The 25,564-nt window shown below is 74.1% G+C and carries 18 protein-coding genes; 12 read left to right on the top strand and 6 right to left on the bottom strand.

The features are described from left to right. Nucleotides 1–128 precede the first annotated feature (128 nt). Both ACESM1_RS20135 and ACESM1_RS20130 read right to left on the bottom strand, forming a co-directional pair. Nucleotides 129–2,183 carry a hydantoinase/oxoprolinase family protein gene (locus ACESM1_RS20135; RefSeq protein WP_372622996.1) on the bottom strand — a complete coding sequence of 685 codons (2,055 nt, stop codon included), beginning with the start codon at nt 2,181–2,183 and terminating at the stop codon, nt 129–131. Further along, nucleotides 2,183–3,820 carry a hydantoinase B/oxoprolinase family protein gene (locus ACESM1_RS20130; RefSeq protein ID WP_372622995.1) on the bottom strand — a complete coding sequence of 546 codons (1,638 nt, stop codon included), beginning with the start codon at nt 3,818–3,820 and terminating at the stop codon, nt 2,183–2,185. The genes ACESM1_RS20135 and ACESM1_RS20130 overlap by 1 nt, the downstream gene beginning before the upstream one ends. A gap of 104 nt (nt 3,821–3,924) precedes the next feature. Between ACESM1_RS20130 and ACESM1_RS20125 the strand changes: the two genes are divergently transcribed. From ACESM1_RS20125 to ACESM1_RS20095, 7 genes are all read left to right on the top strand, one after another. Continuing rightward, entirely contained in the window at nt 3,925–5,472 is a 1,548-nt protein-coding gene (locus ACESM1_RS20125; protein ID WP_372622994.1) for a glycosyltransferase family 39 protein, read from the top strand. 9 nt (nt 5,473–5,481) lie between these two features. Further along, complete coding sequence (locus tag ACESM1_RS20120) at nt 5,482–6,996, top strand: AMP-binding protein (protein ID WP_372622993.1); 1,515 nt, start codon at nt 5,482–5,484, stop codon at nt 6,994–6,996. Next, nucleotides 6,993–8,384 carry an MFS transporter gene (locus ACESM1_RS20115; protein WP_372622992.1) on the top strand — a complete coding sequence of 464 codons (1,392 nt, stop codon included), beginning with the start codon at nt 6,993–6,995 and terminating at the stop codon, nt 8,382–8,384. The genes ACESM1_RS20120 and ACESM1_RS20115 overlap by 4 nt, the downstream gene beginning before the upstream one ends. A 64-nt stretch (nt 8,385–8,448) precedes the next feature. Continuing rightward, a complete protein-coding gene (locus ACESM1_RS20110; protein ID WP_372622991.1) occupies nt 8,449–13,653 on the top strand; it encodes an alpha-2-macroglobulin family protein in 5,205 nt (1,734 codons plus the stop codon). A gap of 10 nt (nt 13,654–13,663) precedes the next feature. Beyond that, nucleotides 13,664–15,625, top strand: coding sequence for a penicillin-binding protein 1C (pbpC, locus tag ACESM1_RS20105; protein WP_372622990.1), 1,962 nt, complete (start codon nt 13,664–13,666; stop codon nt 15,623–15,625). A gap of 152 nt (nt 15,626–15,777) precedes the next feature. Next, nucleotides 15,778–16,209: a DUF2231 domain-containing protein gene (locus tag ACESM1_RS20100; RefSeq protein WP_372622989.1), complete on the top strand. Its 432-nt coding sequence runs from the start codon at nt 15,778–15,780 to the stop codon at nt 16,207–16,209. Then, the gene (locus tag ACESM1_RS20095; protein ID WP_372622988.1) at nt 16,209–17,492 is read left to right on the top strand and encodes a PQQ-dependent sugar dehydrogenase; all 1,284 of its coding nucleotides are present in this window, start codon (nt 16,209–16,211) and stop codon (nt 17,490–17,492) included. The genes ACESM1_RS20100 and ACESM1_RS20095 overlap by 1 nt, the downstream gene beginning before the upstream one ends. Nucleotides 17,493–17,643: 151 nt before the next feature. On the opposite strand, the gene ACESM1_RS20090 is transcribed toward ACESM1_RS20095, so the two are convergent. Then, on the bottom strand, nt 17,644–18,249 hold the full coding sequence (locus ACESM1_RS20090) for an RluA family pseudouridine synthase (protein WP_372622987.1): 606 nt from the start codon (nt 18,247–18,249) through the stop codon (nt 17,644–17,646). A 100-nt stretch (nt 18,250–18,349) separates the two neighbouring features. On the opposite strand from ACESM1_RS20090, the gene ACESM1_RS20085 reads away from it, so the two are divergent. Further along, entirely contained in the window at nt 18,350–19,252 is a 903-nt protein-coding gene (locus ACESM1_RS20085) for a PfkB family carbohydrate kinase (RefSeq protein WP_372622986.1), read from the top strand. Between the two features lie 177 nt (nt 19,253–19,429). On the opposite strand, the gene ACESM1_RS20080 is transcribed toward ACESM1_RS20085, so the two are convergent. After that, the gene (locus ACESM1_RS20080; RefSeq protein ID WP_372622985.1) at nt 19,430–20,425 is read right to left on the bottom strand and encodes a Bug family tripartite tricarboxylate transporter substrate binding protein; all 996 of its coding nucleotides are present in this window, start codon (nt 20,423–20,425) and stop codon (nt 19,430–19,432) included. 16 nt (nt 20,426–20,441) lie between these two features. Continuing rightward, nucleotides 20,442–20,747 carry a hypothetical protein gene (locus ACESM1_RS20075; protein ID WP_372622984.1) on the bottom strand — a complete coding sequence of 102 codons (306 nt, stop codon included), beginning with the start codon at nt 20,745–20,747 and terminating at the stop codon, nt 20,442–20,444. A gap of 127 nt (nt 20,748–20,874) precedes the next feature. On the opposite strand from ACESM1_RS20075, the gene ykgO reads away from it, so the two are divergent. The 3 genes from ykgO to glcE all read left to right on the top strand — a co-directional run bounded on the left by ykgO (nt 20,875) and on the right by glcE (nt 23,765). After that, nucleotides 20,875–21,000: a type B 50S ribosomal protein L36 gene (ykgO, locus tag ACESM1_RS20070; protein WP_109872693.1), complete on the top strand. Its 126-nt coding sequence runs from the start codon at nt 20,875–20,877 to the stop codon at nt 20,998–21,000. Between the two features lie 144 nt (nt 21,001–21,144). Next, nucleotides 21,145–22,575, top strand: coding sequence for an FAD-linked oxidase C-terminal domain-containing protein (locus tag ACESM1_RS20065; RefSeq protein WP_372622983.1), 1,431 nt, complete (start codon nt 21,145–21,147; stop codon nt 22,573–22,575). After that, nucleotides 22,572–23,765 carry a glycolate oxidase subunit GlcE gene (gene glcE / locus ACESM1_RS20060; RefSeq protein WP_372622982.1) on the top strand — a complete coding sequence of 398 codons (1,194 nt, stop codon included), beginning with the start codon at nt 22,572–22,574 and terminating at the stop codon, nt 23,763–23,765. The genes ACESM1_RS20065 and glcE overlap by 4 nt, the downstream gene beginning before the upstream one ends. Before the next feature lie 21 nt (nt 23,766–23,786). On the opposite strand, the gene ACESM1_RS20055 is transcribed toward glcE, so the two are convergent. Next, complete coding sequence (locus ACESM1_RS20055; RefSeq protein WP_372622981.1) at nt 23,787–24,515, bottom strand: hypothetical protein; 729 nt, start codon at nt 24,513–24,515, stop codon at nt 23,787–23,789. Between the two features lie 278 nt (nt 24,516–24,793). Between ACESM1_RS20055 and ACESM1_RS20050 the strand changes: the two genes are divergently transcribed. Continuing rightward, entirely contained in the window at nt 24,794–25,378 is a 585-nt protein-coding gene (locus ACESM1_RS20050; RefSeq protein WP_372622980.1) for a hypothetical protein, read from the top strand. Nucleotides 25,379–25,564: the final 186 nt, after the last annotated feature.

Here is a 25,564-nt window from a genome sequence, read left to right as displayed (position 1 = left end):
CCACAGGGGCGAGGATCGCGCCCGCTTGTGGAAAGCCCGGCGGCGCCACGGTATCCTTAAGGTGGGCAGGAGACCGGCAGGTTGCATACAGAGGTGCAACGCTGACATAGAGATTGCGGTTAGGTGCGTCACTCACCCTCCACCTCCACCTCCAACCACCCCCGCGCATCCAGCCGCGCCGAATCCCCCGGCAGCAGCAGCACCGTCGTCGTGTCGCTCTCCACGATCGCCGGGCCCTCCACGCGCTGGTCCGGGGCCAACTCGGCAAAGCTCCACACTGGGAGGTCGTGCAGCGCGCCGGCGATGACAGCGCGGCGGGTGCCGGCGGGCTCGGCCTTCGCACGCGCCGGCAGCAGGGGCGCGGGGCGGGTGGGGAGCTGGCCGATGGCGGCGACGCGGGCGGTGACCAGCACCACCTCCTCGCCGCGCAGGGCATAGGTGAACAAAGCCTCGTGGCGCTGATGAAAAGCCTCGGTGACGCGGGCGGGGAGGCCGGGGGCGTCCCAGTCCACGGCGTCGAGGGGGACGGCGACCTCGAAGACCTGCTCGCCATAGCGCATGTCGGCGCTGCGGCGGATCTCGGGGGCGCCGGGCATCCAGGCGGTGAGGCGGGCGCGGGCCTCGGATTCCAGGGCGGCGTAGAGGGCGCGGAGGTCGGCCTCGGCGGGCAGGCCGACGGCGTCGGCCAGGCTGCGGGCGAGCTCGTAGCGCAAATCGGTCTGCAGCATGCCCCAGGCGGAGAGCCCGGCGGCGAGCAGGGGGACGGCGACGCGCGTCATGCCGAGGTCGCGGGCGACGGCGGACGCATGCAGGCCGGCGGCGCCGCCGAAGGCGAGCAGGGTGAAGCCGCGGGGGTCCACGCCGCGGCGAACGGTGGCGACGCGGATGCCCTCGGCCATGGCGACATTGGCAAGCTGGTGGATGCCGGCGGCGCAGGCGAGCGGCTCCAGGCCCAGCTTCGCGGCCAGGCGCTCCACGGCGGCGGCGGCGGCGGCGCGGTCCAGGCGGCGCTTGCCGCCGAGGAAGCGCTCGGGGTCGAGATAGCCGAGCAGGAGGTTGGCGTCGGTGACCGCGGGCTCGGTGCCGCCGGCGCCGTAGCAGGCGGGGCCGGGCACGGCGCCGGCGCTGCGGGGGCCGACGCGGAGCATGCCGCCGGCATCCACGAAAGCCAGCGAGCCGCCGCCGGCGCCGAGGGTGACGATGTCGAGGCTTTCGAGGGCGATGCGCTGGCCGCCGACCTCGCGGCCGCGGCCGAGCGCAGCCTCGCCGCCGGCGACGAGGGCGACATCGGTGGAGGTGCCGCCGACATCGAAGGTGACGAGGTTGCCGCCGAGGCCGGCGCGGGCCAGCGCCAGCGCCGCGGCGACGCCGCCGGCGGGGCCGGAGAGGGCGGTGCCGGCGGCCAGGCGCTGCGCCTCCTCCACCGGGGCGACGCCGCCATGGGAGAGGATGACGAAGAGGGGGGCGTGGAAGCCGGCCTCGGTGAGGCGGGTCTGCAGGCGGCCGAGATAGCGGCCGACGATGGGGCCGACGGCGGCATTCACCACGGTGGTGGAGAAGCGCTCGTACTCCTTGATCTGCGGCAGGACGTCGGAGGAGAGGGTGACATAGGCGTCGGGGAGGGCGGCCTGGATGGCCTCGGCGGCCTGGCGCTCATGGGTGCCGTCGCGCCAGGAATGGAGGAGGCAGAGGGCGACGGAATCGACGCCTTCGGATTGCAGGGTGGCGATGGCGGTGTTCAGCGATGACGGGTCGAGGGGGCGTTCCTCGCGGCCGTCGGCGCGGATGCGCTCGCGGAGGGGGAGGCGCAGGCGGCGGGGGACCAGGGTGGGCGCGGGGGGGAGGCGGAGGTCGTAGCGCTCGGGCTTCAGGCCCTCGCGCATCTCGATGACGTCGCGATGGCCCTCGGTGGTGAGGAGGGCGACCTTCGCGGTGCGGCGTTCCAGCAGGGCGTTGGTGGCGACGGTGGTGCCGTGGACCAGGCGCTCGGTGACTTCGAGGAGTTCGCGGAGGGTGATGTGGAGCTGCGCGGCGAGGGTGCGGAGGCCGTCGAGCACGCCTTCGGACTGGTCGTGCGGGGTGGTGGCGGCCTTGGCGAGGACGGTCTCGCCATCGGCGCCGATGCAGACGACGTCGGTGAAGGTGCCGCCGACATCCACGCCGATGCGGTAGGGGCCCATCATCAGATCAGACCTTCGGCTGCGTCGGCGGCGCGGGCGGCGGGGTCGCGGTTCTCGGGCGGGCCCCAGCCGCCGCCGCCGGCGGAGCGGACGATGAGGACGTCGCCGGGGGAGAGCTCCACGCCGGTCTCCTTGGTGCGGAGGTCGCGCTCGGTGCCGTCGGGGTGGCGGAGCGTGTAGTGGTGGGGGGCGCTGTCGCGGCCGCCCAACATGCCGGCGGAACCGTGGCGGGCGCCGTCGCCGGCGGTGTTGGCGCGGGAGATGCCGTCGGCCTCGATCACCAGTTCAAGTTCCGCGCCCAAGCCGCCGCGATGGGTGCCGTCGCCGGCGGAACCGGGGCGGAATTCGTGGCGGCGGAAGAAGAGGGGGAAGCGCGCCTCGGCCATCTCGACGCTGCCGAATTTCAGGCCGCCGGCGGAATGCCACTCGCCGGCGGTGGACCAGCCATCGCCCTTCGCATGGCCGCCGCCGCCGGGGCGGGCGTGGAAGAGGTGCCAGACGAAGCGCTTGTCGCGGCGCGGGTCGTGGCCGGTGATGGCGACGCGGAAACGGCGGCCCCAGCCGCCCATGGCGCGCTCGGGGCAAGCGGGGGCGAGGGCCTTCACCACGGCCTCGACGATCTCGTTGCCGGGGTGGGAGGTGCAGAGGGTGACGGCGGCGCCCTCGCGCGGGCGGACGATGCTGCCTTCGGGGGCGATGACGGTGAGGGGGCGGAAGGCGCCGTCATTCTTCGCCACCTCGGGGTCGAGGAGATAGGCGAGCGCCATGCGCACGGCGCTGACGGTGTTGGGCCAGGGCGAGTTGACGAAGCCGCGGACCTGGGCGGCGGACTCGGAGAGATCGACGGTGAGGGAATCGCCGCGCTTGGTGATGCGGGCGCGGATGGGGATGTCGGTGGCGCCGTGGCCGTCATCGTCGAGCAGCGCCTCGCCGACATACTCGCCATCGGCCCAGGCGCCGATGATGCGGCGGGCATGGGCTTCGGCCAGGTCGAGGATGGCGGCGGTGGCGGCGTCGAGCTTCGTCGGGCCGTGCTCAGCGAGCAGGGATTCGAGGCGCTTCGCGCCGAGGCGGGCCGAGCCCCACATCGCCATCAGGTCGCCGCGGAAGTCGCGGGCGATGCGAGTGTTGAGCGCGAGCATGGAGACCAGATCGTCGCGCAGCCGGTCGCCTTCGCCGAGGCGGATGGGCGGGATGCGGATGCCCTCCTGCCAGATCTCGAAGGCGGCGGGGTTGTAGGCGCCGTGGGTGGCACCGCCGATGTCGGACTGGTGGGCGCGGACGACGCAGAGGAAGTGGAGTTCGGCGCCCGCGAACACCGGCAGGACGATGGTGAGGTCGGGCAGGTGGCTGCCGCCATGCCAGGGGTCGTTGAGCAGGTAGGTCTCGCCGGGGCGGATCACGTCGCCGAAGGCCTCCAGCACCGCGGCGGCGGCGAAGGGCATGGCGCCGACATGGACGGGAATGTGATCGGCCTGCGCCACCAGCCTTGCGCGCGCATCGCAGAGCGCCACGGAGAAGTCGCGCGAGGAATTCAGGATCTGCGAGGTGGCGGTGCGCAGCAGCGCCTCGCCCATCTCCTCCACGATCGCGCGGAAGCGGTTCTCGAGCACGGCGAGGGTGATGGGGTCGGGCTGCATGGCGTGGACGGTCCTGCCCGCACGTGTCCGCGTCAAGCCGGCGCTGACGCGGCCGTGACGGGTACCGACGCCAACCGATTCGGTTTCGAGGCGTTCGACCGCCCGTGAGTGGGACCGGTATCTTCGGTGCTCGGGACGGCACGGCGCAGGCCACCAGCCAGCGCCAAGCCGCCAGGGGGTGGGTGCGTGCGCTCGGGGCCGCGGGGCTGTTCCTCGCTGTCGCGTTGCTGTTGCGCGCGCTGTCTTTCACCGCCGCTCTGATCGACCCGGACGAAGGCCTCTATCTGCTGCAGGCCGTGACCTGGCTGCAGGGCGGCTGGCCCTATCTCGCGATCTGGGACATGCACCCACCCGGCGCCCCCGCGCTGATCGCCCTGGTGCATGCGCTGGTGCCGGAGCCGGTGATCGCGCTGCGTCTCACCGGCGTGCTGGCGGTGACCGCCACGGCATGCGGGCTGCGTGCGCTGGCGCGGCTGCTCGGCGCGCCGCCGGCGGCGGCGCTCGGGGCTGGCCTGCTCTACATCGCGCATACCATCGTCCTCGGCGGGCTCGCGACCAATACGGAGGTGCTCTTCGCCCCCTTCGTGGTGCTCGCCGCCTTGCTGCTGCTGCGGGAGGCGCTCTCCGCCGCCCCGCCGCGGGCTGGCATGGTGCTGGCAGCCGGGCTCGCGGCCGGCTTCGCGCTTTTCATCAAGCAGGTGACGGCGATCGAGACTTCCGCGCTGTGGCTGACCATGTGCGGCGCGGCGCTGGCGGCCGGGCGGCTGGCGCCGGGCCGTATCCCGCTGCTCGCGGCCGCCTTCGCCCTCGGCGCCGCCCTGCCGAGCCTCGGGGTCGCCGCCGGATACTGGGCGGGCGGCGAGATCGATGCCTGGCTGGAGGGCAACCTGTTCGCGCCGCTGCGCTATGCCGACACCGATGGCTATTGGCCGGGGCTGCGACAGGGGCTGTTCGGCGCGCTGCCGCATCTCGGCTGGCTGGCCCTGGCGGCACTCGGCGTGCTGGCGGGCGATGCGGGCATCCGGCGCGCGGGGCTGCTGCTGCTGCCCTGGCTGGTGGGCGCGGCGCTGGCCGTGGCGGCACCCTGGAAATTCTACCTCCACTACTTCCTGATCCTGATGGCGCCGCTCTCGGTGCTTGCGGTGCTCGGGCTGACGGCGCTCGCCCGCATCGCCATCCGCCCGCCCTTCGCGGCGCGCGCCTTCGCGCTCGGCGTTGCGCTGCTCGCTGCCATGCCGGTCGTGGACACGGTGATGCCGCGGCTCGCCCATGGGCTGGGGCTGCGCGGCACCGATCCGGTGCGGCAGGTCGCCGCGCTGGCCGCCGAGGCGCTGCGTCCGGGCGAGGCCCTGTTCGTCGCCAACTGGCACGTCACCCCCTATGTGCTGGCCGGCGAGCCTCCGCCGACGCGCCTCGCCTTTCCCGCGCACCTGGCCGGCCGTTTCGCGGGTGTCACCGGCGAGGACGTGGATGCCGAGCTTGCCCGCGTGCTGGCGCTGCCGCCGGGCGTGATCGTGGTGGCGCCCGCTTTCTGGCCGCTGATCCGGCCCGAGGCGCGGGCGGCCATCGAGGCAGCGCTGGCGCGGGGCTATGCGCTGTTCGCAACGGTCCAAGATGGGTCGTACGAGGTCGAGGTCTGGCGGCGGCGCTGAGCCCGGCCCATGATGGCCGGGCACATGGCGCCGCCCGGCACGCTCTCCGACCTGCTCGAAACCACCGCCGCGCGCTGCCCGGAGGCCCCGGCGCTGCCCGGGTTGCGCTGGGCGGAGGTCGCCGCCGCGGCGCGACGGATCGCGGGCGGGCTGGCCCGGCAGGGGATCGGGCCGGGCGACCGGGTGGCGCTGTTCCTGCCGAACCGGCCGGGGATGTTGCTGCTGCTGCTGGCGCTCGCCCGGCGCGGCGCCTGCGCGGTGCTGCTCAACACGCGGTTCCGCGCGGCGGAGCTAGGGCCGCTGCTGGAGCGGGCGAAACCGAGGGCGATCGCGGTGGCGCGGGATTTCGCGGCGGTGGACGCCGCGGCGGTGCTGGGCGCGGTGCCGGGCGCGGCACGCGGCTCGCTGCGGTTTGCGATCGGCGTGGACGGGATGGGGGAGGGCAGCCTCGCCGGCCTGCCGGTGCTGCCGCTCGGCGCGCTGGATGCCGGCGCCGAGGCGCCGGACGACGCGGCGCCGGAGGCCGAGTGCCTCACCTTCACGACCTCCGGCACCACCGCGGGGCCGAAGCTGGTGCTGCATCGCCAGCGCAGCATCGCGCGCCACGCGGCCGATGTGGCGGCGCGGATCGGGACGGGTGCACCGGGCGCCGCCTTCCTCGCCGCCGTGCCGCTTTGCGGAACCTTCGGGCTGGCGGCGGCGATGGCGGCGCTGGCCGGCGGCGCCGCGATCCATCCGATGGAGCGCTTCGATGCGGCGGAGGCCGATGCGCTGATCCGGCGCGCCGGCATCACGCATCTGGTCGGCGGCGACGACCTGCTGCTGATGCTGGCCGAGGCGGCGGCCGGGCGGCCCTACGCGCCGTTCGCCTTCACCGGCTTCGCCAATTTCCACGGCAAGGCCGAGCAGGTGATGGAAGCCTCCGCCCGGCTGAACCTCGCCGCGCGCGCCGTGTACGGCAGTTCGGAGGCGCAGGCGCTGTTCGCGCTGCAGGACCCCGCCGGGCCGCATGCCGCGATCGGCGGCGGCATTCCCGCCAGCCCGGACGCCGGCTTCGCCATCGCCGGGGATGGCGAGCTGCTGCTGCGCGGACCCTCGCTGTTCGACCGCTACCTCGGCGACGAGGCGGCGACGGCGCGCGCCCGCACGCCGGATGGCTGGTTCCGCAGCGGCGACCTCGCGGCTGCGCAGCCGGATGGGCGCGGCTTCGACTTCGCCACCCGTGCGGGCGATGCGCTGCGGCTCGGTGGCTTCCTGGTGGCGCCGGAGGAGATCGAATCCTTCCTCCTCGCGCAGCCCGGCCTGACCGCGGCGCAGGTGGTGGCGCATGAGGGCAGGGCGGTCGCCTTCGTCATCCCGGGGGCCGGCTATGACGAGGCGGCGATCCTCGCCACCTGCGCCGCACAGCTCGCCCGCTTCAAGGTGCCGGCGCGGCTGATCGCGCTGGCGGAGTTCCCCACCACCGACGGGCCGAATGGCCGCAAGGTCCAGCGGGCGCGGCTGCGCGAGATGGCGGCGGCGTGACGGCCAAGGATCCGCGCATCGTGGCGATCATCGTCGCGAGCGCGCTGTTCATGCAGAACCTGGACTCCGCCGTGGTCGCCACCGTGCTGCCGGCGATGGCGCGCGACCTCGGCGTGGATCCGGTGCATCTGTCGGTCGCCATCACCTCCTACCTGGTCTCGCTCTGCGTCTTCATCCCGGTCTCCGGCTGGGTGGCGGACCGCTTCGGGGCGCGGCGGGTGTTCATGCTGGCGATCGTGGTCTTCACCACCGCCTCGGCGCTGGTCGGCCTGTCGCAGGGGCTGCAATCGCTGGTCGCCGCCCGCGTGCTGCAGGGCGTCGGCGGGGCGATGATGGTGCCGGTCGGCCGCCTGCTGCTGCTGCGCCGCGTGCGCAAGGAGGAGCTGATCACGGCGATGACCTGGCTGACCATGCCCGGGCTGCTCGGCCCGGTTTTCGGCCCGCCGGTCGGCGGCCTGCTGACGGACGCCTTCTCCTGGCGGGCGGTGTTCTGGCTGAACATCCCGGTCGGCGCGCTCGGCCTGATGCTGGTCTGGCGCTTTATCCCGGAGGTCGAGAAGCAGGATCCCGGGCCGCTCGACAAGGGCGGCCTGACCCTCTGGGGCCTCGCCATCGCCTTCGTCATGGCGGGGCTGGAGACGGTCGGGCGGCCGATCGCGCCCCGCTGGTTCGCGCCCGCGATGCTGGTGGCGGGGCTCGCCTGCTTCGTCTTCGCGGTGCGCCATTCGCGCGCCGCGCGGCGGCCGGCGGTGGACCTCTCGCTGATGAAGCTGCCGAGCTTCGGCATCTACATGGGCGCCGGCTCGCTGTTCCGGGTGGGGGCGGCGGCGCTGCCCTTCCTGCTGCCGCTGATGCTGCAGCTGGTGTTCGGCTATTCGGCGAGCGCCAGCGGCATGGTCACCTTCGCCACCGCGCTCGGCGCCTTCGCGATGAAGCCGCTGGTGCGGCCGGCGCTGAAGCGCTGGGGGTTCCGCAACGTGCTGCTCGTCAACGGGCTGCTTGCGGTGGGCTTCCTCGGGCTCTGCGCGGCCTTCACCCCGGGCTGGCCGGCCTGGCTGATCTTCGCCGTGCTGGCGATCGGCGGCGTGACGCGGGCGCTGCAATTCACCTCGATGGCGACGCTCTCCTTCGCCGATGTGCCGCAGGCGAAGCTGGCGCCGGCCACCGCCATGTCGGGCACCGCGCAGCAGCTGGGGCTGGCGCTCGGCGTGGTGCTGGGATCGCTGAGCCTGGAGGCGGCGGTGCTCGTCACCGGGGCGGCGGCGCCGGGCCAGGTGGAATTCGCCATCGGCTTCCTGGTCGCCGCGGCGGTGATGCTGGTTTCGCTGCCCTCGATCCTGCGCCTGCCGCGGGATATCGGTGCGGATGTTTCGGGGCATCGCGGGTAGGCTTGGCTTGATGCAGGCGGCGCAGTCTCGTGCCATGCTGCGTGCGAAACGGGAGAGATCGGCCATGCTGCGCCGGGTCGTGTCGCTGTTCGTCCTGCTGTTCGGCCTCGGCCTGGCCGCGCCCGCGCCGGCGGTCGAGATCCCGGGGCTGGATCGCGACGCCTTCGGCTACGAGACGGCGCTGACCCGCCGCGTCCCCGCCGGCGCGACGCCGCAGCAGCGCAGCCAGGCCGAGGCGCGTGCCCGGAGCGCCGAGCAGCGCAAGGACTGGGCCGCGGCCGCGGCGGCCTGGGAGGAGCGGATCGGTGGCGGACAGGCCAGTGCCGATCATTGGCTCGCGCTGGCCGAGGCGCAGCTTCGCCGCAGCCCGCCGGAGGCGACGCGCGCGCTGCAGGCGGCCTACCGCGCCTTCATGCTGGTGCCCGGCGGCCCGCCCGAGATCCCGCCGCTGCTGCTGATGGCCGAGGCGCTGCGCGTGCTCGACCAGCCGATGTGGCAGATCGTGGCGCTGGAGGCGGTGGTGGAGCGCGCGCCGGACCAGGCGCAGCACCGCGAGGCGCTGGCCGCCGCCCGCCGCCAGGCCGGGCTGCTGGTCCGCCAGCTCCGCACCGAGCCGGATGCCGAGCCGGCGCGCGCCTGCCTCACCTTCACCTCGCCGCCCGCGCGGCGGGGCGATTGGCAGCCGGGCGACTGGATCACCGCCGATCCCGCCCTGCCGGGGATGGCGGTGACGAAGGAGGGCGATGCGATTTGCGTCGCCGGCCTGCCCTGGGGCGAGCGGACGCGGCTGACGCTGCGCGCCGGGATGCCGGGCGAGGACGGGCTGCGCGTGATGCGCGACGCCACCTTCAACGTGGCGATGCCCAATCGCGGGCCGCGCATCGTCTTCGATAGCCGCAGCTTCATCCTGCCGCGCGGGCAGCAGCCGCGGCTCGGCGTGGCGACGGTGAACGTCACGCAGATGGCGCTGCGCGTGGCGCGCGTGACCGAGCGCAACCTGGTGAACCTGACGCGGGACTGGCGGCCGGGCGAGCAGATGGAAAGCTGGCTCGCCAGCGGCCTCGCCGAGGAGACTGGCCGGCTGGTCTGGGAAGGCCGCGTCGCGCTGCCCGAGGCCGAGCCGAACCGGCTGACGCGCCACGCCCTGCCGCTGCCCGAGGCGCTGCTGACGGCGGGGCCGGGGATGTACGTGCTGCACGCCGTGCCGGCCGATGGCGCGCGCGGGCGCTACCGGGCGGAAAGCGCGGTGGCGGTGCTGGTGACGGATCTCGGCATCACCGCCTGGCGTGGGGCCGGCGGGCTGGCGGCGCAGGTGCGGGGCTTCTCGGATGCGGCGCCTAAGCCCGGGGTGCGGGTCGCGCTGCTGGCGCGCAACAACGACATCCTGGCCGAGGCGGTGAGCGGGGCCGATGGGCTGGTGCGCTTCAACGCGGCGCTGCTGCGGGGCGAGGGGCCGCTGGCGCCCGTCGCGCTGCACGCCTTCGCCGGCGACGAGGATTTCGCGGCGCTCGATCTGCAATCGGCGGCCTTCGATCTCTCGGATCGCGGGGCGGCGGGGCGGCCGCATCCGGGGCCGCTCGATGCCTTCGTCTGGCTGGACCGCGGCATCTACCGGCCGGGGGAGACGGTGAACGTCTCGGCGCTGCTGCGCGATGCGGCGGGGCAGCCGGCGGAGATCCCGGCGCGGCTGCGCGTCAGGCGGCCGAACGGGCAGGTGTTCTGGCAGGGCGTGCCGGCGCGGCTGGAGGGCGCGGCGATCATCGTGCCGGTGACGCTCTCGGCGGGCGCGCCGGTGGGAGCCTGGACGGTGGAGGTGCTGGCGGACCCCGACGCGCCGCCGATCGGCAGCGCGACCTTCCGGGTGGACGCCTTCGTGCCGGAGCGGCTGGAGGTGGCCGCGGGGCCGCTGCCGCCGGCGCTGGTCGGCGGCCGGGCGGTGGAGGTGCCGGTGACGGCGCGCTTCCTCTACGGCGCGCCGGGTGCGGGTCTGAGCGGGATGGCGGAGCTGCGCCTGGTGCTCGACCCCGAGCCCTTCGAGGCGTGGCGCGGCTGGCATTTCGGACTGGCGGACGAGTCCTTCTCGCCGGACCTGCAGACCTTCGAGATCCCGGAGACGGACGCGCAGGGGCGCACCACGCTCACCCTGAACCTGCCGCGCGCGCCGGATTCGACGCGGCCGGTGAAGGCGGAAGTCGCGGTGATGCTGGACGAGCCGGGCGGGCGGACGAGCGGCACGCGCTTCGCGCTGCCGGTGCGCGCCGGCGGCACGCTGCTGGCGATCCGCCCGGCCTTCCAGGGCGGCGCGGTGGATGCGAATGCGGAAGCCGCCTTCGAGGTCGCGGCGGTGAGCCCGGAGGGCGCGGCCATCCCTGCCACGCTACGCCTGCGCCTGGTGCGGGAGCGGCCGGACTGGCGGATCGTGCTGCGCGAGCGCATCGCGCGCTACGAGACGGTGTGGCGGGACGAGCCGGTGGACAGCACGACGATCGAGGTCGCGCCGGGGCAGCCCGGCCGCTTCGCGCGCACGCTGCCCTTCGGGCGCTACCGGATCGAGGTGAGCGAGCCGAACGGGCTGGCCATCGCGTCCTACCGGTTCCGCGCCGGCTGGGCGGGGGCGGAGGCGCCGGAAGTGCCGGACCGCGTCGACCTCGCCACCGCGGAGCGCGGCTATCGCGCGGGCGAGGTTGCCCGGGTGCGGATCACGCCGCCCTTCGCGGGGCGGGCAACGGTCGCGGTGCTGACGGACCGGCTTCTCGGACTCCGCGAGGTGGAGGTGCCGGAAGCCGGCGCGGAGATCGAGGTGCCGGTGGACGCGGCCTGGGGGCCGGGCGCGCATGTGGCGGTGACGGTGTTCCGTGCCGGGCAGTCGCCCGCGGGACGGCCGGCGCGGGCGCTCGGGCTGGCCTGGATCGGGCTCGATCCGGCGGCGCGGCGGCTCGACGTGGCGATCGAGGCGCCGGACCTGGCGCGGCCACGGACCAGGGTGGAGGTGCCGGTGCGGCTTGCCGGCGTGGCCGGCGGCAGCGCGAGGCTGACGCTGGCGGCGGTGGATGAGGGCATCCTGCGGCTGACGAATTTCCGCTCGCCCGATCCGGTGGCGCATTTCCTGGCGCGGCGGCGGCTCGGCCTCGACATCCGCGACGATTACGGGCGGCTGATCGGCCCGGCGGAGGGCGAGGCGGCGGTGCTGCGGCAGGGCGGCGACGGGATGGACGGCGCGGCGATGCTGGAGATCCCGCAGCGCGTGGTGGCGCTGTTCTCCGGCGCCGTGGAGGTCGATTCCAGCGGCGTCGCGCGCGTGCCGCTCGACCTGCCGGATTTCGCGGGCGAGCTGCGGCTGATGGTGGTGGCCTGGGAGGGCAACCGCATCGGCGCGGCGGCGAAGCCGATGACGGTGCGCGAGGCGGTGATCGCCGAGGCGCTGCTGCCGCGCTTCCTGGCACCCGGCGACGAGGCGCGGGTGCCGGTGCTGCTGCACAACATCGAGCTGCCGCCGGGCGAGCTGGCGGCGACGCTGACGGCGAGCGGCGCCATCGAGCTCACCGGGCCGGCGCGGCTCACCCAGACGCTGGCGACCGGGGCGCGGGCGGTGCCGGCCACCATGCTGCGCGCGACGGTGGCCGGCGAGGGCGTGCTGCATCTCGCCGTCACCGGGCCGGGCGGCTTCCGCACCGAGCGCGAGGCGCGGATCACCGTGCGCTCCTCGCGGCCGGCGGTGACGGAGGTGGCGATCAGCACGCTCGCACCGGGCGCGACCGCGCCGGTGCCGCTGCCATCCGATCGCTTCCTGCCCGGCACATGGCAGGCGCGCGCGACCTGGGGCGCGCCGGTGCGCTACGATCCCGGCGCGCTGCTCGCCGCGCTGCGGCGCTTCCCGCTGGACTGCGTGGAGCAGGCGGCGTCCCGTGCGCTGGCGCTGGTGTTCGCGCCGCAGAACCCGGACACCGCGCAGGAGGATGCGGCGGCGCTCGGCCAGGCGATCGCCTCCATCCTGGACCGCCAGCGCTTCGACGGCCGCTTCGGCTATTGGAGCGCCGAGGGGGACACGCAGGACTGGGCGAGCCTCTATGCCACGGAGGCGCTGCTGCGCGCCCGCGCGGCCGGCGCGGCGGTGCCGGAGGCGGCGCTGGAGGAGGCGCTGAAGGCCGCGGAGGAGGCGCTGGAGCGCAACCACGACCGGCCGGAGCAGCGGGCGCTGCAGGCCTATCGCCTGCATGTGCTGGCGCTGGCCGGGCGCAACCGGCTGGGCGCGGCGCGGCGGCTGGCGGAGGATTTCTCCCAGATGCCGACGCCACTCTCGCGCGCGCAGCTGGCCGCCGCCTTCGCGCGGGCGGGTGACACTGCGCGGGCGGAGACGATGTTCGCGGCGGCGCTGGCGAACTCCAGCCGCGAGTTCTGGCATGTCGATTTCGGCAGCGCGTCGCGCGACCTGCTGGCGATGGCGGTGCTGCTGCGCGAGAGCGGTGTCGCGGGGGACCAGCTGCCGGGGCTGCTCGCGCGGCTGCCGAGCGCGGATTTCGCGCCGGGCAATACCAGCACGCAGGAACAGGCCTGGGCGGTGGCGGCGGCCTCCGTGCTCGGGCGTGACGGGCGGCCGGTGCGGGTGACGCTGGACGGGCGCGACCTGCCGACGGCCGCGGTGGTCGGCGCGGCGCTGGCCGCGCCCGGTTCCGCGCGCAACCGGGGCGATGCGCCGGTGGTGCAGGCGGTCTCGGTGACGGGCGTGCCGACCTCGCCGCTGCCGGCAGCGGCGCAGGGGATGCGCGTCGCGCGCCGCTTCCTGCTGCCGGACGGGCAGCCGCTGAACCTCGATGCGCTGCGCGCGGGGACGGAGTTCGTGCTGTTGCTGGAAGCCCGCGCCACCACCAACGAACGCCACCAGGCGATGGTGATGCAGGGCCTGCCCGCCGGCTGGGAGATCACCGGCCGCTTCCCGCCGGGCGAGCAGCAGGGGATGGCCTGGCTGGGGACGCTGAGCGAGCCGGAGACGATGCCGGCGCGCGACGACCGCTTCGCCGCCGCACTCACGCTGACGCCGGAGCAGCCGCTGGCGCGCTTCGCCGTGCGGGTGCGGGCGGTGACGGCGGGCCGCTTCGAGCTGCCGGGGATGGAGGCGCAGGACATGTACCGCCCCGGCGTCTTCGCGCGGCAGAACGTTGCCCGGGTTGTGGTGCTGGGGGCGGATGAGCCGGTGCCGGCAGCCGCTCCGCCTGCGCCGCGGCGGAACGCGCCGGCACCGGCGCCGAAGGCCGGGCAGGCGCCGAAATAGCGATCGGGCGATGCGCCGCGGCGGCCCGATCGTCCTCGCCGCCGTCGCGTTGTTCGGCGCGGCGGTGGTGGGGCTCGACCGCCTCTTCCCGCCCGACCTCTCGCGCTACCGGGCCGCGGGGATCGAGGTGCTGGACCGGGAGGGGCGCATGCTCTCGACGCTGCCCGCCCCTGGCGGCGTCTGGCGGCTGCGGACCGATGCGGCCGATGTGCCGGCGCATCTGCGCGAGATCCTGGTCGCCGCCGAGGACCGCCGCTTCCGCGCGCATCCCGGCGTGGATCCGCTGGCGCTCGCCCGCGCCGCGGTCCAATGGGTCCGCGCCGGAAGGATCGTCTCCGGTGGCTCGACGCTGACCATGCAGGCGGCGCGGCTGCTGGAGCCGCGGCCGCGCACGCTGCGCAGCAAGGCGATCGAGGTGTTCCGCGCGCTGCAGTTGGAAGCGCGTTTCAGCAAGGACGAGATCCTCGGCATCTGGCTGACCTTGGCGCCGCAGGGCGGCAACCTGGAGGGGCTGCGCGCGGGCGCGCTTGCCTGGTTCGGCCGGCCGCCGGCAAGGCTCGATGCCGCCGAAGCCGCGCTGCTGATCGCGCTCGCCCGCCGGCCGGAGGCGCTGCGCCCCGACCGCCATGCCGAGGCCGCGCGGCGCGCGCGCGATGCGGTGCTGCTGGCGCGTGCCGCCGGCGCCGGCGGCGTGACGGAGGCCGAGCGCGCCCTGGCGCTGGCCGCCGGCGTGCCGGCCCGGCGCCAACCGATGCCGCGCCTGGCGCCGCACCTGGCGCGCGAGGTGTCCCGGGATGCGCAGCCGGGCGCGCGGATCGCGAGCACCCTCGACCACGACCTGCAACGCGCGGCCGAGCGCCTGGCCGCCGAGGCCCTGCCCGGGTTGCCGGGCCGCGCATCCCTGGCCGTGGTCGTCGCCGACATCGAGACGCGGGAGACCCGGGCGCTGGTCGGCGGCGCCTTCGGCGACGAGGCGCGGGCCGGCGCGCTGGACCTGACGCGCGCGGTGCGCTCGCCGGGTTCGGCGCTGAAGCCCTTCCTCTATGCGCTGGCCTTCGAGCAGGGGGTCGTGCGGCCCGAGAGCGTGCTGGCCGACCTGCCGCTGCGCTTCGGCGCCTATGCGCCGGAGAATTTCGACCGCGGTTTCGCCGGGCGCGTCACCGCGGCGGACGCGCTGCGGCAATCGTTGAACCTGCCGGCGGTGGCGCTGCTGCACGAGGTGGGCCCGCTGCGCTTCGCCTCGCTGCTGAAGGCGAGCGGATCGCCGCCGCGCCTGCCGCCGGGGGCGGAGCCATCCCTGCCGCTGGCGCTGGGGGGCGCGGGGATGACGCTGCGCGGGATGGTGGCGCTCTACGCCATGCTCGGCGACGAGGGCCGCGCCGCGCCGCTGCTGACCGAAGCGCGGCCGCCGGCCGAGCGCCCGCAGGTGCTGGCGCCGCGGGCTGCCGCCGAGGCCGCGGGCGTGCTGGTGCAGCGCTTCCCCGGTGGCGGGGCGGCCGGCGTGGCGTGGAAGACCGGGACCTCCTGGGGCGGGCGCGATGCCTGGGCCTTCGGGCTGGATGCGCGGCATGTGGTGGGGGTTTGGATCGGCCGGCCGGACGGCACGCCGATTCCCGGCGCCACCGGCCGCGACCTGGCCCTGCCGGTGCTGGCGCGTGCCTTCGCGCTGCTGCCGGCGGCGCCGCGTGAGCCCTTGCGCATCCGCGCCGCGCCCGCCCCGTTTGCCGAGGCCGCCGACCGGCTGCGGCTGCTCTTCCCGATGGCGGGCGCGGTGCTGGCCGAGGCCGATCGCGTGACGATCCGGGCCGCCGGTGGCCGCCGGCCGCTGACGTTCCTGGTGGACGGCGCGCCGATCCCGGCCGAGCGGGCGCGGCGCGAGACGGCCTGGACGCCGCCGGGGCCGGGCTTCTACCGGGTGACGGTGCTGGACGCGGATGGGGCGGCGGTACGGGCGGAGTTGCGGGTCCGGTAAGGGGGGGGTGGAGCGGTGCGGCGGCCGGTCCCGGGGCGGCGAAGCGCAGCATCCGAAACTTACCGCTCGCGGCCTCGTTGGCTCACCGGATCTTTGACGGACGCCGGCCACGCTTGCGGCCGCGGCCGCGCCGAGCAACGAGAGGACACGCCGTGTCTGCCACCTCCGCCCCAGCCCTGCTGAGGCCGCTGCACCCGCTGCACGCCATCCTGCTCGCCTTTCCGCTGCCGCTGTTCCTGGGCGCGCTGCTCAGTGATCTCGCCTACTGGAACACCTTCCAGGTGCAGTGGGCCAATTTCGCATCGTGGCTGATTGCCGGCGGGCTGCTCGTCGGCGCCTTCGCCGTGCTCTGGGCGCTGATCGACCTGGTCCGCAGCGGAAGGGGACGGAGGGGGCGCGCGGCCATCTACTTCGTCGTGCTGCTCGCCATGTGGGTGCTCGGCCTGGTCAATGCCCTGGTGCACGCCAAGGACGCCTTCGCGATCATGCCGGCGGCGCTCTACCTGTCGGCGGCCGTGACGCTGCTGGCGCTCGTCGCGGCCTGGATGGGCTACTCCGGTTATCATTCCAGGGGAGCGGTCTGATGCGCGCGGCCTTCCTGATTGCCGTGGCGGCCGCGGCGCTCGCCGGCTGCGACGACCAGCCCGTCGGGGAGCAGCGGGGCACCGACCCGCAGCTTCCCGCCCCGGAGCGCGGCCTGCTGCCCGCGATGACGGTCCCGCGGCCGGCCGACTGGGGCAACGATCTCCCGACCGTCCCACCGGGCTACAGCATCCAGGCCGTCGCCACGGATCTCCGGATTCCGCGCCAGACGCTGGTGCTGCCGAATGGCGACATCCTGGTGGCGGAGGGTCGGGGTGGCGGCGCGCCGGCTCTCCGCCCTAAGGATGTCATCGCGGGCTACATCAAGAGTCTCGGCAACACCTCGGTGCCCAGCGGCGACCGGCTGACGCTGCTGCGCGACGCCGATGGCGACGGCACCTACGAGACCCGCGGCGTCTTCGCCGACAACCTCAACGCGCCCTACGGCCTCGCCCTGGTCAACGGCGCGCTCTACGTCGCCAACCAGGATGCGCTGGTGCGCTTCGAGTACCGGGACGGGCAGACCGAGGCGAGCGGGCCGCCGACGACGGTCACGGACCTGCCCTCCGCCATCAACCATCACTGGACGAAGTCGCTGGCCGCCAGCCCCGATGGCCGGTTCCTGTATGTCGGCATCGGTTCGAACAGCAACATCACCGAACGCGGGATGGAAGCCGAGGTCAACCGGGCCATGATCTGGGAGATCGACGCGGAGACGGGCGCACACCGGCCCTACGCCACCGGACTGCGCAACCCGACTGCGCTGGCCATCCAGCCTGGCACGGACCGGCTCTGGGCCGTCGTGAACGAGCGGGACGAGATCGGCCCGAACCTCGTGCCGGACTACCTGACCTCGGTGCGCGAGGGCGGCTTCTACGGCTGGCCCTACAGCTATTGGGGCCAGAACGTGGACACGCGGGTGCGGCCGCAGGACCCGGAGAAGGTCGCCGCGGCGATCCGCCCGGACTACGCGCTCGGGTCGCATGTCGCCGCGCTGGGCCTGGCCTTCTCGAGCCCTTCCATGGGCCCGCGATTCGCCGAGGGCGTCTTCGTCGGCGAGCACGGGAGCTGGAACCGCAACGAGCCTGTCGGCTACCGGGTGGTCTTCGTGCCGTTCCGCGACGGCCAGCCCGCCGGCGAGCCGGTGGACGTCGTGACCGGCTTCCTGACCGGCGACGGCAATGCGCGCGGACGGCCGGTCGGCGTCTCGGTGGATCCGCGGGGCGCCCTCATCGTCGCCGACGACCTGTCGAACACGGTCTGGCGGATGACGGCGAACCGGTGACTTCGCTGCTCCGGGCGTGGCCCTGGGCGAGCGGAGCCCTGGCCCCGCCCGATCCCGGCCTTCCCACGCCCGCTGCTGGGGCGGCCGCAGAGGTGAACCGCCGCGCTCCGCCCACGGACAGCGGATCCGTCCCGAGATAGGCCGACGGAGATCACGCAATCCCGCCGCACGCTGCGATGGCCTTGCGCATGTGCTCCGGCACCGGTGCGGTCACGCGCAACTCCGCATCGAGCGGCAGGGCGATCTCGCGAGCCAGCAGATGCAGCCCGCCCGCATCGCCGCCGCCATACATCGCATCGCCGAGGATCGGCGCGCCGAGATGCGCGCAGTGGACGCGCAGCTGGTGCGTGCGGCCGGTCTCGGGGCGCAGCTCCACCCAGGTGAGGCCGGGCGCGCGGCCCAGCACGCGCCAGGCGGTGCGGGCCGGGTCGCCGGACGGATGCACCTCCATCCGCCAGCCGCGCGCGGCGGTGCTGACCTTGCGCAACGGCGCCTCCACCACGCCAGCCTCGCCGCGGAGTGCCCCGCGCAGCACCGCCCAGTAGAGCTTCCCGACCTTGCGCGCGGCGAACAGGGCATTGATCCGGGCCAGCATCGGTGCGGTGCGGCCGAGCACCAGGCAGCCGGCGGTGTCGGCATCCAGCCGGTGCGCCGGCTGGGGATCGCGCCGCTTGCCCAGGCGCAGCGCCGGCAGCCAGGCGTCCAGGCTCTCGCCGGTGCGGGCCGAGACCGGCAGGCCGGCGGGCTTGTCGAGCACCAGAACCTCCTGGTCGAGATGCAACACCCGCGCGGCCAACCATGCCGGCGTGGCAATCTCCGCTTGCCGCGGTGCAGCATGAGCGGGCAGCCTGCGGCGCATGGCTCCTGACCTCCGTCCGATCGTCGTCTGCCTCGGCAGCGTCGTCATGGACCATACCTTCCAGGTTGACGACATCGTCCAGCCGCCCTCGAAGAACCGCGCCCGCGGCTATGCGACCGGGCCGGGCGGGCTGGCGGCCAACGCCTCGATTGCGGTCAGCCGGCTCGGCGGCAACTGTGTCTTCTGGGGGCGGGTGGGCGACGACCACAACGGCCCTCCCCTGTTGGAAGCACTGGCCGAGCAGGGGGTGGACGTCTCGCAATGCCGCCTGGCACCCGAAGGCCGCACCCCGGTTTCCTCCGTGCTGGTGGACCCGACGGGGGAGCGCAGCATCTACGCCTTCCGCGGCGAGAACCTGGGCACCGACCCGGATTGGCTTCCGCTGCACCGGCTCGACACCGCCCGCGCCTTCCTGTGTGACCCGCGCTGGCCGGAAGGCAGCGCCCGCGCGCTGGACCATGCCCGCGCACGCGGCATCCCGACGGTGATCGACGGCGAGAAGAGCGAGACGCGGCTGCTGCGGGACCTCATCCCGCGCGCGGACCATGCCGTGTTCTCCGAGCCGGGGCTGGCGAACTTCGCACCCGGCAAGAAGCCGGCCGAGGCGCTGCGGCAGGCGCTCGCAGCGGGGTGCAGGGTGGCCGCGGTGACGCAGGGGGAGAAGGGCACGCTCTGGATGACGCCGGCGGATGCCACGCCGCGGCGCACGCCCGCCTTCCGGGTGATGGCCACCAACACCACCGGCGCCGGCGACGTGTTCCACGGCGCCTATGCGCTGGCCATTGCCGAGGGCCAGCCGGTGGAGCGCGCGATGCGCTTCGCCTCGGCCGCCGGTGCTCTGCGCGCCCGCGACGGCGCGACGCCGCTGCGGGAGATGGTGGACCGGCTGCTCTACGGCTGATCAGCCGCGGGCGAGGCCGGGATCGAGCAGCCGAACCCGGCGTCCTTCGCGACGGTTGGCCACGCCCTTTCCGCCATCTACAAGCATCCGCCCCTGCCGGACGGCGTTGGCGCTGTGCGGGGCGGCAAGTCCGGAAAGGAAGGAACGAGGGGCGCCGCCGCACCCCCGCCCTGCCGCTCAATCCACCGTCACGTTGCCCCGCTTGATCACCTCGTCCCAGCGGGCGATCTCGCGGTCGATGAAGGCTTGGAACTGCTGCGGGGAGTCGCCCACGGGCTCGCCGCCCTGGGCTGCGATCTTCTCCCGCACGGCGGGATCCTGCAGCACCGCCTGCAATTCCTGTGCGAGCTTGTCGAGCACCGGCTGCGGCGTGCGGGCGGGCGCCTGGATACCGAACCAGGCCGAGGCATCCACCTGCGGGAAGCCGGCCTCGCGCGTGGTCGGCACGTTGGGCAGGGCCGGCACGCGCTGCTCGCTCGTCACCGCCAGCGCCTTCATGCGTCCTTCGCGGATATGCGGGAGGGAGGAAGGCAGGTTGTCCACCGCCATGTCCACCCGCCCGGCCAGGATCTCCGTGATCATCGGCGCGGAGCCGCGGAAGGGGACGTGGATGAGGTCGATGCCGGCTGCCTGCTTCAGCAGCTCGCCGGTCAGGTGCAGGCTGGTGCCATTGCCGGAACTGGCGATGGTCAGCGGCTGGCGCGCCTGCTTCGCCAGGGCCACCGCCTCGGCCAGGGTGCCGGCGTTCAGGCCGGAGCGGGCGACGATCACGTTCGGCACCACCGCGATGTTGGAGACGGCGGCCAACTCCTCCGGCTTGTAGGGCAGGTTGCGGTAGAGGCCGTAGTTGATGGCGGCGGTGCCGATGGTGGTCATGAGCAGCGTGTGGCCGTCCGCGTCCGCCTTGGCCACCTGCGCCGCGCCGATGCCGCCGCCGGCGCCGGCCCGGTTCTCCACCACCACCGGCTCCCCGAGGCGCTGGCCGAGCGGCTCGGCGACGATGCGGGCGAGGATGTCGGTGGTGCCGCCGGCGGGGAAGGGCACCACCAGCCGGATCGGCCGCGAGGGCCAGCCCTGCTGGCCGCTTCCCTGGGCGCTGCCCTCGCGGGCGACGGCGAGGCCGGCGAGAAGGCCGCTGGCGAGCAGCAGGCTGCGGCGATGCAGGATCTTCATGGGCATTTCTCCTGGGTCAGCGCGCGCGGAGGTTCGCGCAGGGTGTCCACCATTCGGTGGTGGCGACCGCCTCCGTGACGGCGCCGGCGATCCCCTCGCGGTCCGAGCCGATATCCACGGCGCAGAGCGCGCCGGACGGCGTGTCGAGCTGGCGCACGGTGGCGGTCCGGCAGCCTTCCGGCATTGGCCGGCCCTCGCGGGTCTGCATGAGAAGCTCCGCACTGTCGCGGGAGTTGCAGAACGCCACCTCCCGCGCCGGCTGCGCCGCCACGGGCGCGGCGAGGATGGCGGCGGTCCCGAGGACCAGCATCGCGCTGCGCATGATTCATCTCCTCGGTCGTGTGCCGAAGCAGCGCCGGTCGGCGCGCCGGGTTGCCGGCGGGCGGGCCCCTGCGGTTGACAGCCCTGGCCCCGCCCCGTATCTGCGCCCCCCTCGAAAGGCTGGTCCGATGAAAATCCGCAACTCGCTCAAGACCGCGAAGACCCGCGACAAGAACTGCTTCCTGGTGCGTCGCCGGGGCCGGGTCTATGTGCTGAACAAGAAGAACCCGCGTCTCAAGGCCCGCCAGGGCTGAGGTCAGCGGCCGGGCAGTCACGCCCGGCCTTTCAGGGTTCGGCAGTGCGCGCCGCGCCGGGCATCCCGGCGCGGCGCTTTGCATTGGCTTGCCCACGCGCCGCGCCCCGCCCATCTTTCGGAGACGTCACGGGAGCAGCCGTCGATGATCGCCCTGCCCAAGCCCCGCCCCGAGGTTCTCGCCCGCCGCGACGAGATCGTCGCCGCGCTGCGCACCATCGTCCCCGGCGAGGGTACGATCAGCGAGGCCCTGCGCCTCAAGCCCTACGAGACCGACGGGCTGACCGCCTACCGGATGCCGCCGCTTGCCGTGGTGCTGCCGGGCACGACCGAGCAGGTTGCGGCGGTGATGCGCTACTGCCACGCCAACGGCATCCGCGTGGTGCCGCGCGGCGCCGGCACGTCCCTCTCGGGCGGTGCGCTGCCGCTCGAGGATGCGGTGGTGATCGGGCTGATGCGGATGAACCGCATCCTGGAGATCGACTTCGACGACCGCCTGGCGGTGGTGGAGGCCGGCGTCACCAACCTCGGCATCACCAAGGCGGTGGAGCAGGACGGCTTCTTCTACGCGCCCGATCCCTCGTCGCAGCTCGCCTGCATGATCGGCGGCAACGTCAACATGAACTCCGGCGGCGCGCATTGCCTGAAATACGGCGTCACCGCCAACAACCTGCTCGGCCTGAAGCTGGTCACGCCCGAGGGCGAGATCGTGGAGATCGGCGGGGCGCATCTCGATGCCGCGGGGTATGACTGGCTCGGCCTGCTGACCGGCAGCGAGGGGATGCTCGGCATCGTCACCGAGGTCACGGTCCGCATCCTGCGCGGCCCCGAAGGCGCGCGCGCCATGCTCGCCGCCTTCAAGGGGACCGAGATCGCGGGTGCGGCGGTGGATGCGATCATCGGCAGCGGCATCATCCCGGTCGCGCTGGAATTCATGGACAAGCCCTGCATCCATGCCTGCGAGGCCTTCGCCCATGCCGGCTATCCGCTGGATGCCGAGGCGATGCTGATCATCGAGGTCGAGGGCAGCGAGCAGGAACAGGACGAACTGCTGACGAAGATCAAGGAGATCTGCAGCCGCTTCGACCCGATCAGCCTGAAGGTCGCGACCAGCGCGGAGGAGAGTGCCGCGATCTGGAAGGGGCGCAAGGGGGCCTTCGGCGCGGTGGGGCGGATCTCGCCCGACTATCTCTGCATGGACGGGACCATCCCGACCGGCGAACTGCCGCGCGTGCTGAAGCGCATCGGCGAGATGAGCGCGCAGTACGGGCTGCAGGTGGCGAACGTCTTCCATGCCGGCGACGGCAACCTGCATCCGCTGATCATGTTCGACGCCAACGATCCGGAGAGCTTCCGCAAGGCGGAGCAGTTCGGCGCCGATATCCTGACGCTCTGCGTCGAGGTCGGCGGCTGCCTCACCGGGGAGCATGGCGTCGGCGTCGAGAAGCGCGACCTGATGGGCGTGCAGTTCCTGCCCCACGAGCTCGACCAGCAGCGCCGCATCAAGACCGCCTTCGACCCGGGCTGGCTGCTCAACCCGCACAAGGTCTTTCCGCTGCAGACCGAAGCGGCATGACCGACCGGCTGGCCCCCGCGACCGAACAGGACCTCGCCGCCGCCGTCGCCGCCGCGGCCGCGGCGAAGGAGCCGCTGGCCGTCGAGGGCAACGGCAGCAAGCGGGCGATGCTGCGCCCGGTGCAGGCCGCGCGCACCCTCTCCACGCGCAATCTCACCGGCATTACGCTGTATCGCCCGACCGAGCTGGTGCTCTCCGCCCGCGCCGGCACGACGCTGCCGGAGATCGAGGCGGCGCTGGCCGAGAAGGGCCAGATGCTCGCCCCCGAACCGCCGGACACGCGTACCCTGTTCGATAGCACCGAGCCGGCGACCATCGGCGGCGTCGTCGCCGCCAACCTCTCCGGCCCCCGCCGCATCACCGCCGGCGCGATCCGCGACCACGTGCTGGGGCTGCGCTTCGTCAACGGGGCAGGAGAGGTGGTGCGCAGCGGCGGGCGGGTCCTGAAGAACGTCACCGGGCTCGACCTCTGCAAGCTGCTCACTGGCAGCCACGGCACGCTCGGCGTCATCACCGAGGTGACGCTGAAGGTGCTGCCGGCCGGCGAGACCTCGGCGAGCATCGGCATCCGCGTGCCCGACATCGCCACCGGGGTGCAGGCGCTCTCGGCCGGGCTCGGCAGCCCGTTCGGCGTGACCGGCGCGGCGCTGATCCCGGCCTTCGCAGGGCCGGACGGGCCGGCCAACCATGTCGCCTTCCTGCGGCTCGAGGATTTTGCCGCCTCGGTCGCCTATCGGTCTGGCCGGCTGGCCGCGGACCTCGCCCGGTTCGGCGATCTGCGGGTGCTGGATGCGGCGGAATCCACCTCGCTCTGGGCCGCGATCCGCGATGCGCAGCCGCTCGGCGCGGCGCCGGAGGAAGCGGTCTGGCGCGTCTCCGTCCGGCCGAGCGCGGGCGCACGCGTGGCCGCGGCGGCGGCTTCCGCGGGCGGGCGGGCGCTGCTCGACTGGGGCGGCGGGCTGGTCTGGATTGCCGGGCCAGCCACGGAAGCGATGCACCTTGCCGTGGTCGCGGCAGCCGAGGGCGGGCGCGGCAGCTTCACCCTGTTTCGCGCGCCGGAGCCGCTGCGTGCCGCCGTCGCCGTGCTGCCGGACGAGCCGCCGGCGCTCGCCGCCATCGCCGCGCGGGTGAAGGCGGCGCTGGATCCGGCCGGGGTGTTCAATCCCGGGCGGATGCGGCCTGGCATCTAGGCCAGGATCGCCCTGCACGGATCAGAACCGCCGGCGGACGCCGAAGCCGATCCTTGTGGCGCCCGGCTCGGGCGTGCAGGGCGCCGCGATGCGCAGCGGAGGGAAGCTGGCGATCGAGATCTCAAGCACGCCGTCGCAGCCGTCCGGCCGCTCGCCCGCCGGGGGGGCGAGGTTGCGCGCGAGCGAGACCGACAGCCCGAGGCGGACCGGCAGCCCGGCATTGAGCGCCTGCATGTCCACCGTCGCGCCCATCCGTGCCTTCGCGACTGCGCCCTCGCCCGTCCCGCGGCGTCCGAGGCCCATCAGGCTGCCGATCTCGGCGCGCACCCGGAGGATCACGCCCGGGTGGAGGTCGAGTTCGGCCTCCTGCGCGAAGCCCAGGCGGAGCGTCGGGTCGGTGCCGCCCTCCGCCGTCGCGGCCGCGGGCCGGGTGCTGAAATGCGGGCGGCTGGCAATCCGCAGCCCGCCGCAAACGACCAGGCCGAAATCGTCGCAGGACCAGATGAGGTTCAGCCCGGCCGAGGCGCCGCCGAGGCGCGTATGGCCGCCGGGCGCGCTGTCCTGCAACTCTGCTTGCCCCCAGACGCCCAGCGCCTCCGGCGCATCCCATCGCAGCTGCTGCGGTACGACCGGGCGCGGGCGTGGGAAGGTCGCCACGGCCATCATCACGGGATCCGCCGCCCGTGCGGCACTGCAGGCCAGCAGCGAGGGAAGGGCGAGCAGGAAGAACAGGTTTCCGCGAAATCGCACTGCCTGATCCATACCAATGGTTGTATGGACAGGATGTATACCGGCGGCGGCAGGCAGGTCACGCCGAAGTGAGGCGAGATCAGGGCAATTCAGGCATAATTGCGGCAAGCGGGTCGCGTTGTTGCCACAAAGCCTCACCGGGCGGAGGGCAAATTCCCTGTCCTGCGCCGTCCTCCCCTGGCCGCCTGCATGGAAATCGGCCAGACATTTGCCATGAGCAACGTTCAACCGGGCGGTCCCTTCCGTCGCGGCCACGCGGGCCAGGGGAACCAGCGGCGATGAGCGGCGACGTGGCACCGGGCGGCGCTGCGGGTAACACGCCCTCCGAGGAGCGCCGCCGGCGTCGCGGGCACCGCGGCCATGACCGCCGCCGCCGGGAGAAGCGCCGGCGACGCGGCGCCAACCTGGCCGGGCTCACCGGGCTGCTGATCGGGATCATCATCGGCCTGCCGCTCGGCCTGCTGGCCTGGCTGGTGCTGCGCGAGGCGGTGCTGCCCTACGGCCTGCGGGGCTCCGAGACCGCGATGTGGTCGATCATCTTCGGGGTGACGGTGCCGGCGGCGCTGCTCGGGCTGGTGCAGGGCGCGATGCCGAGCCGGACGGGCCATGCGCTGCTGGTCGGGCTGGTCGCCTTCCTGCTCGGCAGCCTGGTGTTCGGCACGCTGGGCGCGATCGCCACGCTGTTCCTCGGCCAGGTGCCGGCAGTGCCGGAGGACCCCGAGGATGTGGCGGGCCTGGCGCTGGGCGTGGCCTTCGGCCTGATCCCGCTGCTCGCCGCGCTGGGCGGTGTCGCGGTCGCGGCCTTCTGGGGCTACCGCGCCTGGCGCAGCTGGGGCGCCTGGACCGGCGACCGGCTGCGCTGAGCAACTATGGCGCCGGCCGCCGCCGTGGTGCGGCCGCGGCCGGCGCCATGTCCGGGGTCGCGCGGCGGCGCCCCGGGTAACCGTTGGGCCACGCTTTTAGCATTGAGATGCGAATCCCGCGTGAACGCCGCGTGTCGGCTTCGTTGCAGCCGCTTTCCCCGGGGTGCGACACCCCCTATCTCCCGC

The sequence above is a fragment of the Falsiroseomonas sp. genome (assembly GCF_041690465.1).
Lineage (GTDB): Bacteria > Pseudomonadota > Alphaproteobacteria > Acetobacterales > Acetobacteraceae > Falsiroseomonas.
This window is presented reverse-complemented; position numbering and strand designations above follow the sequence as displayed.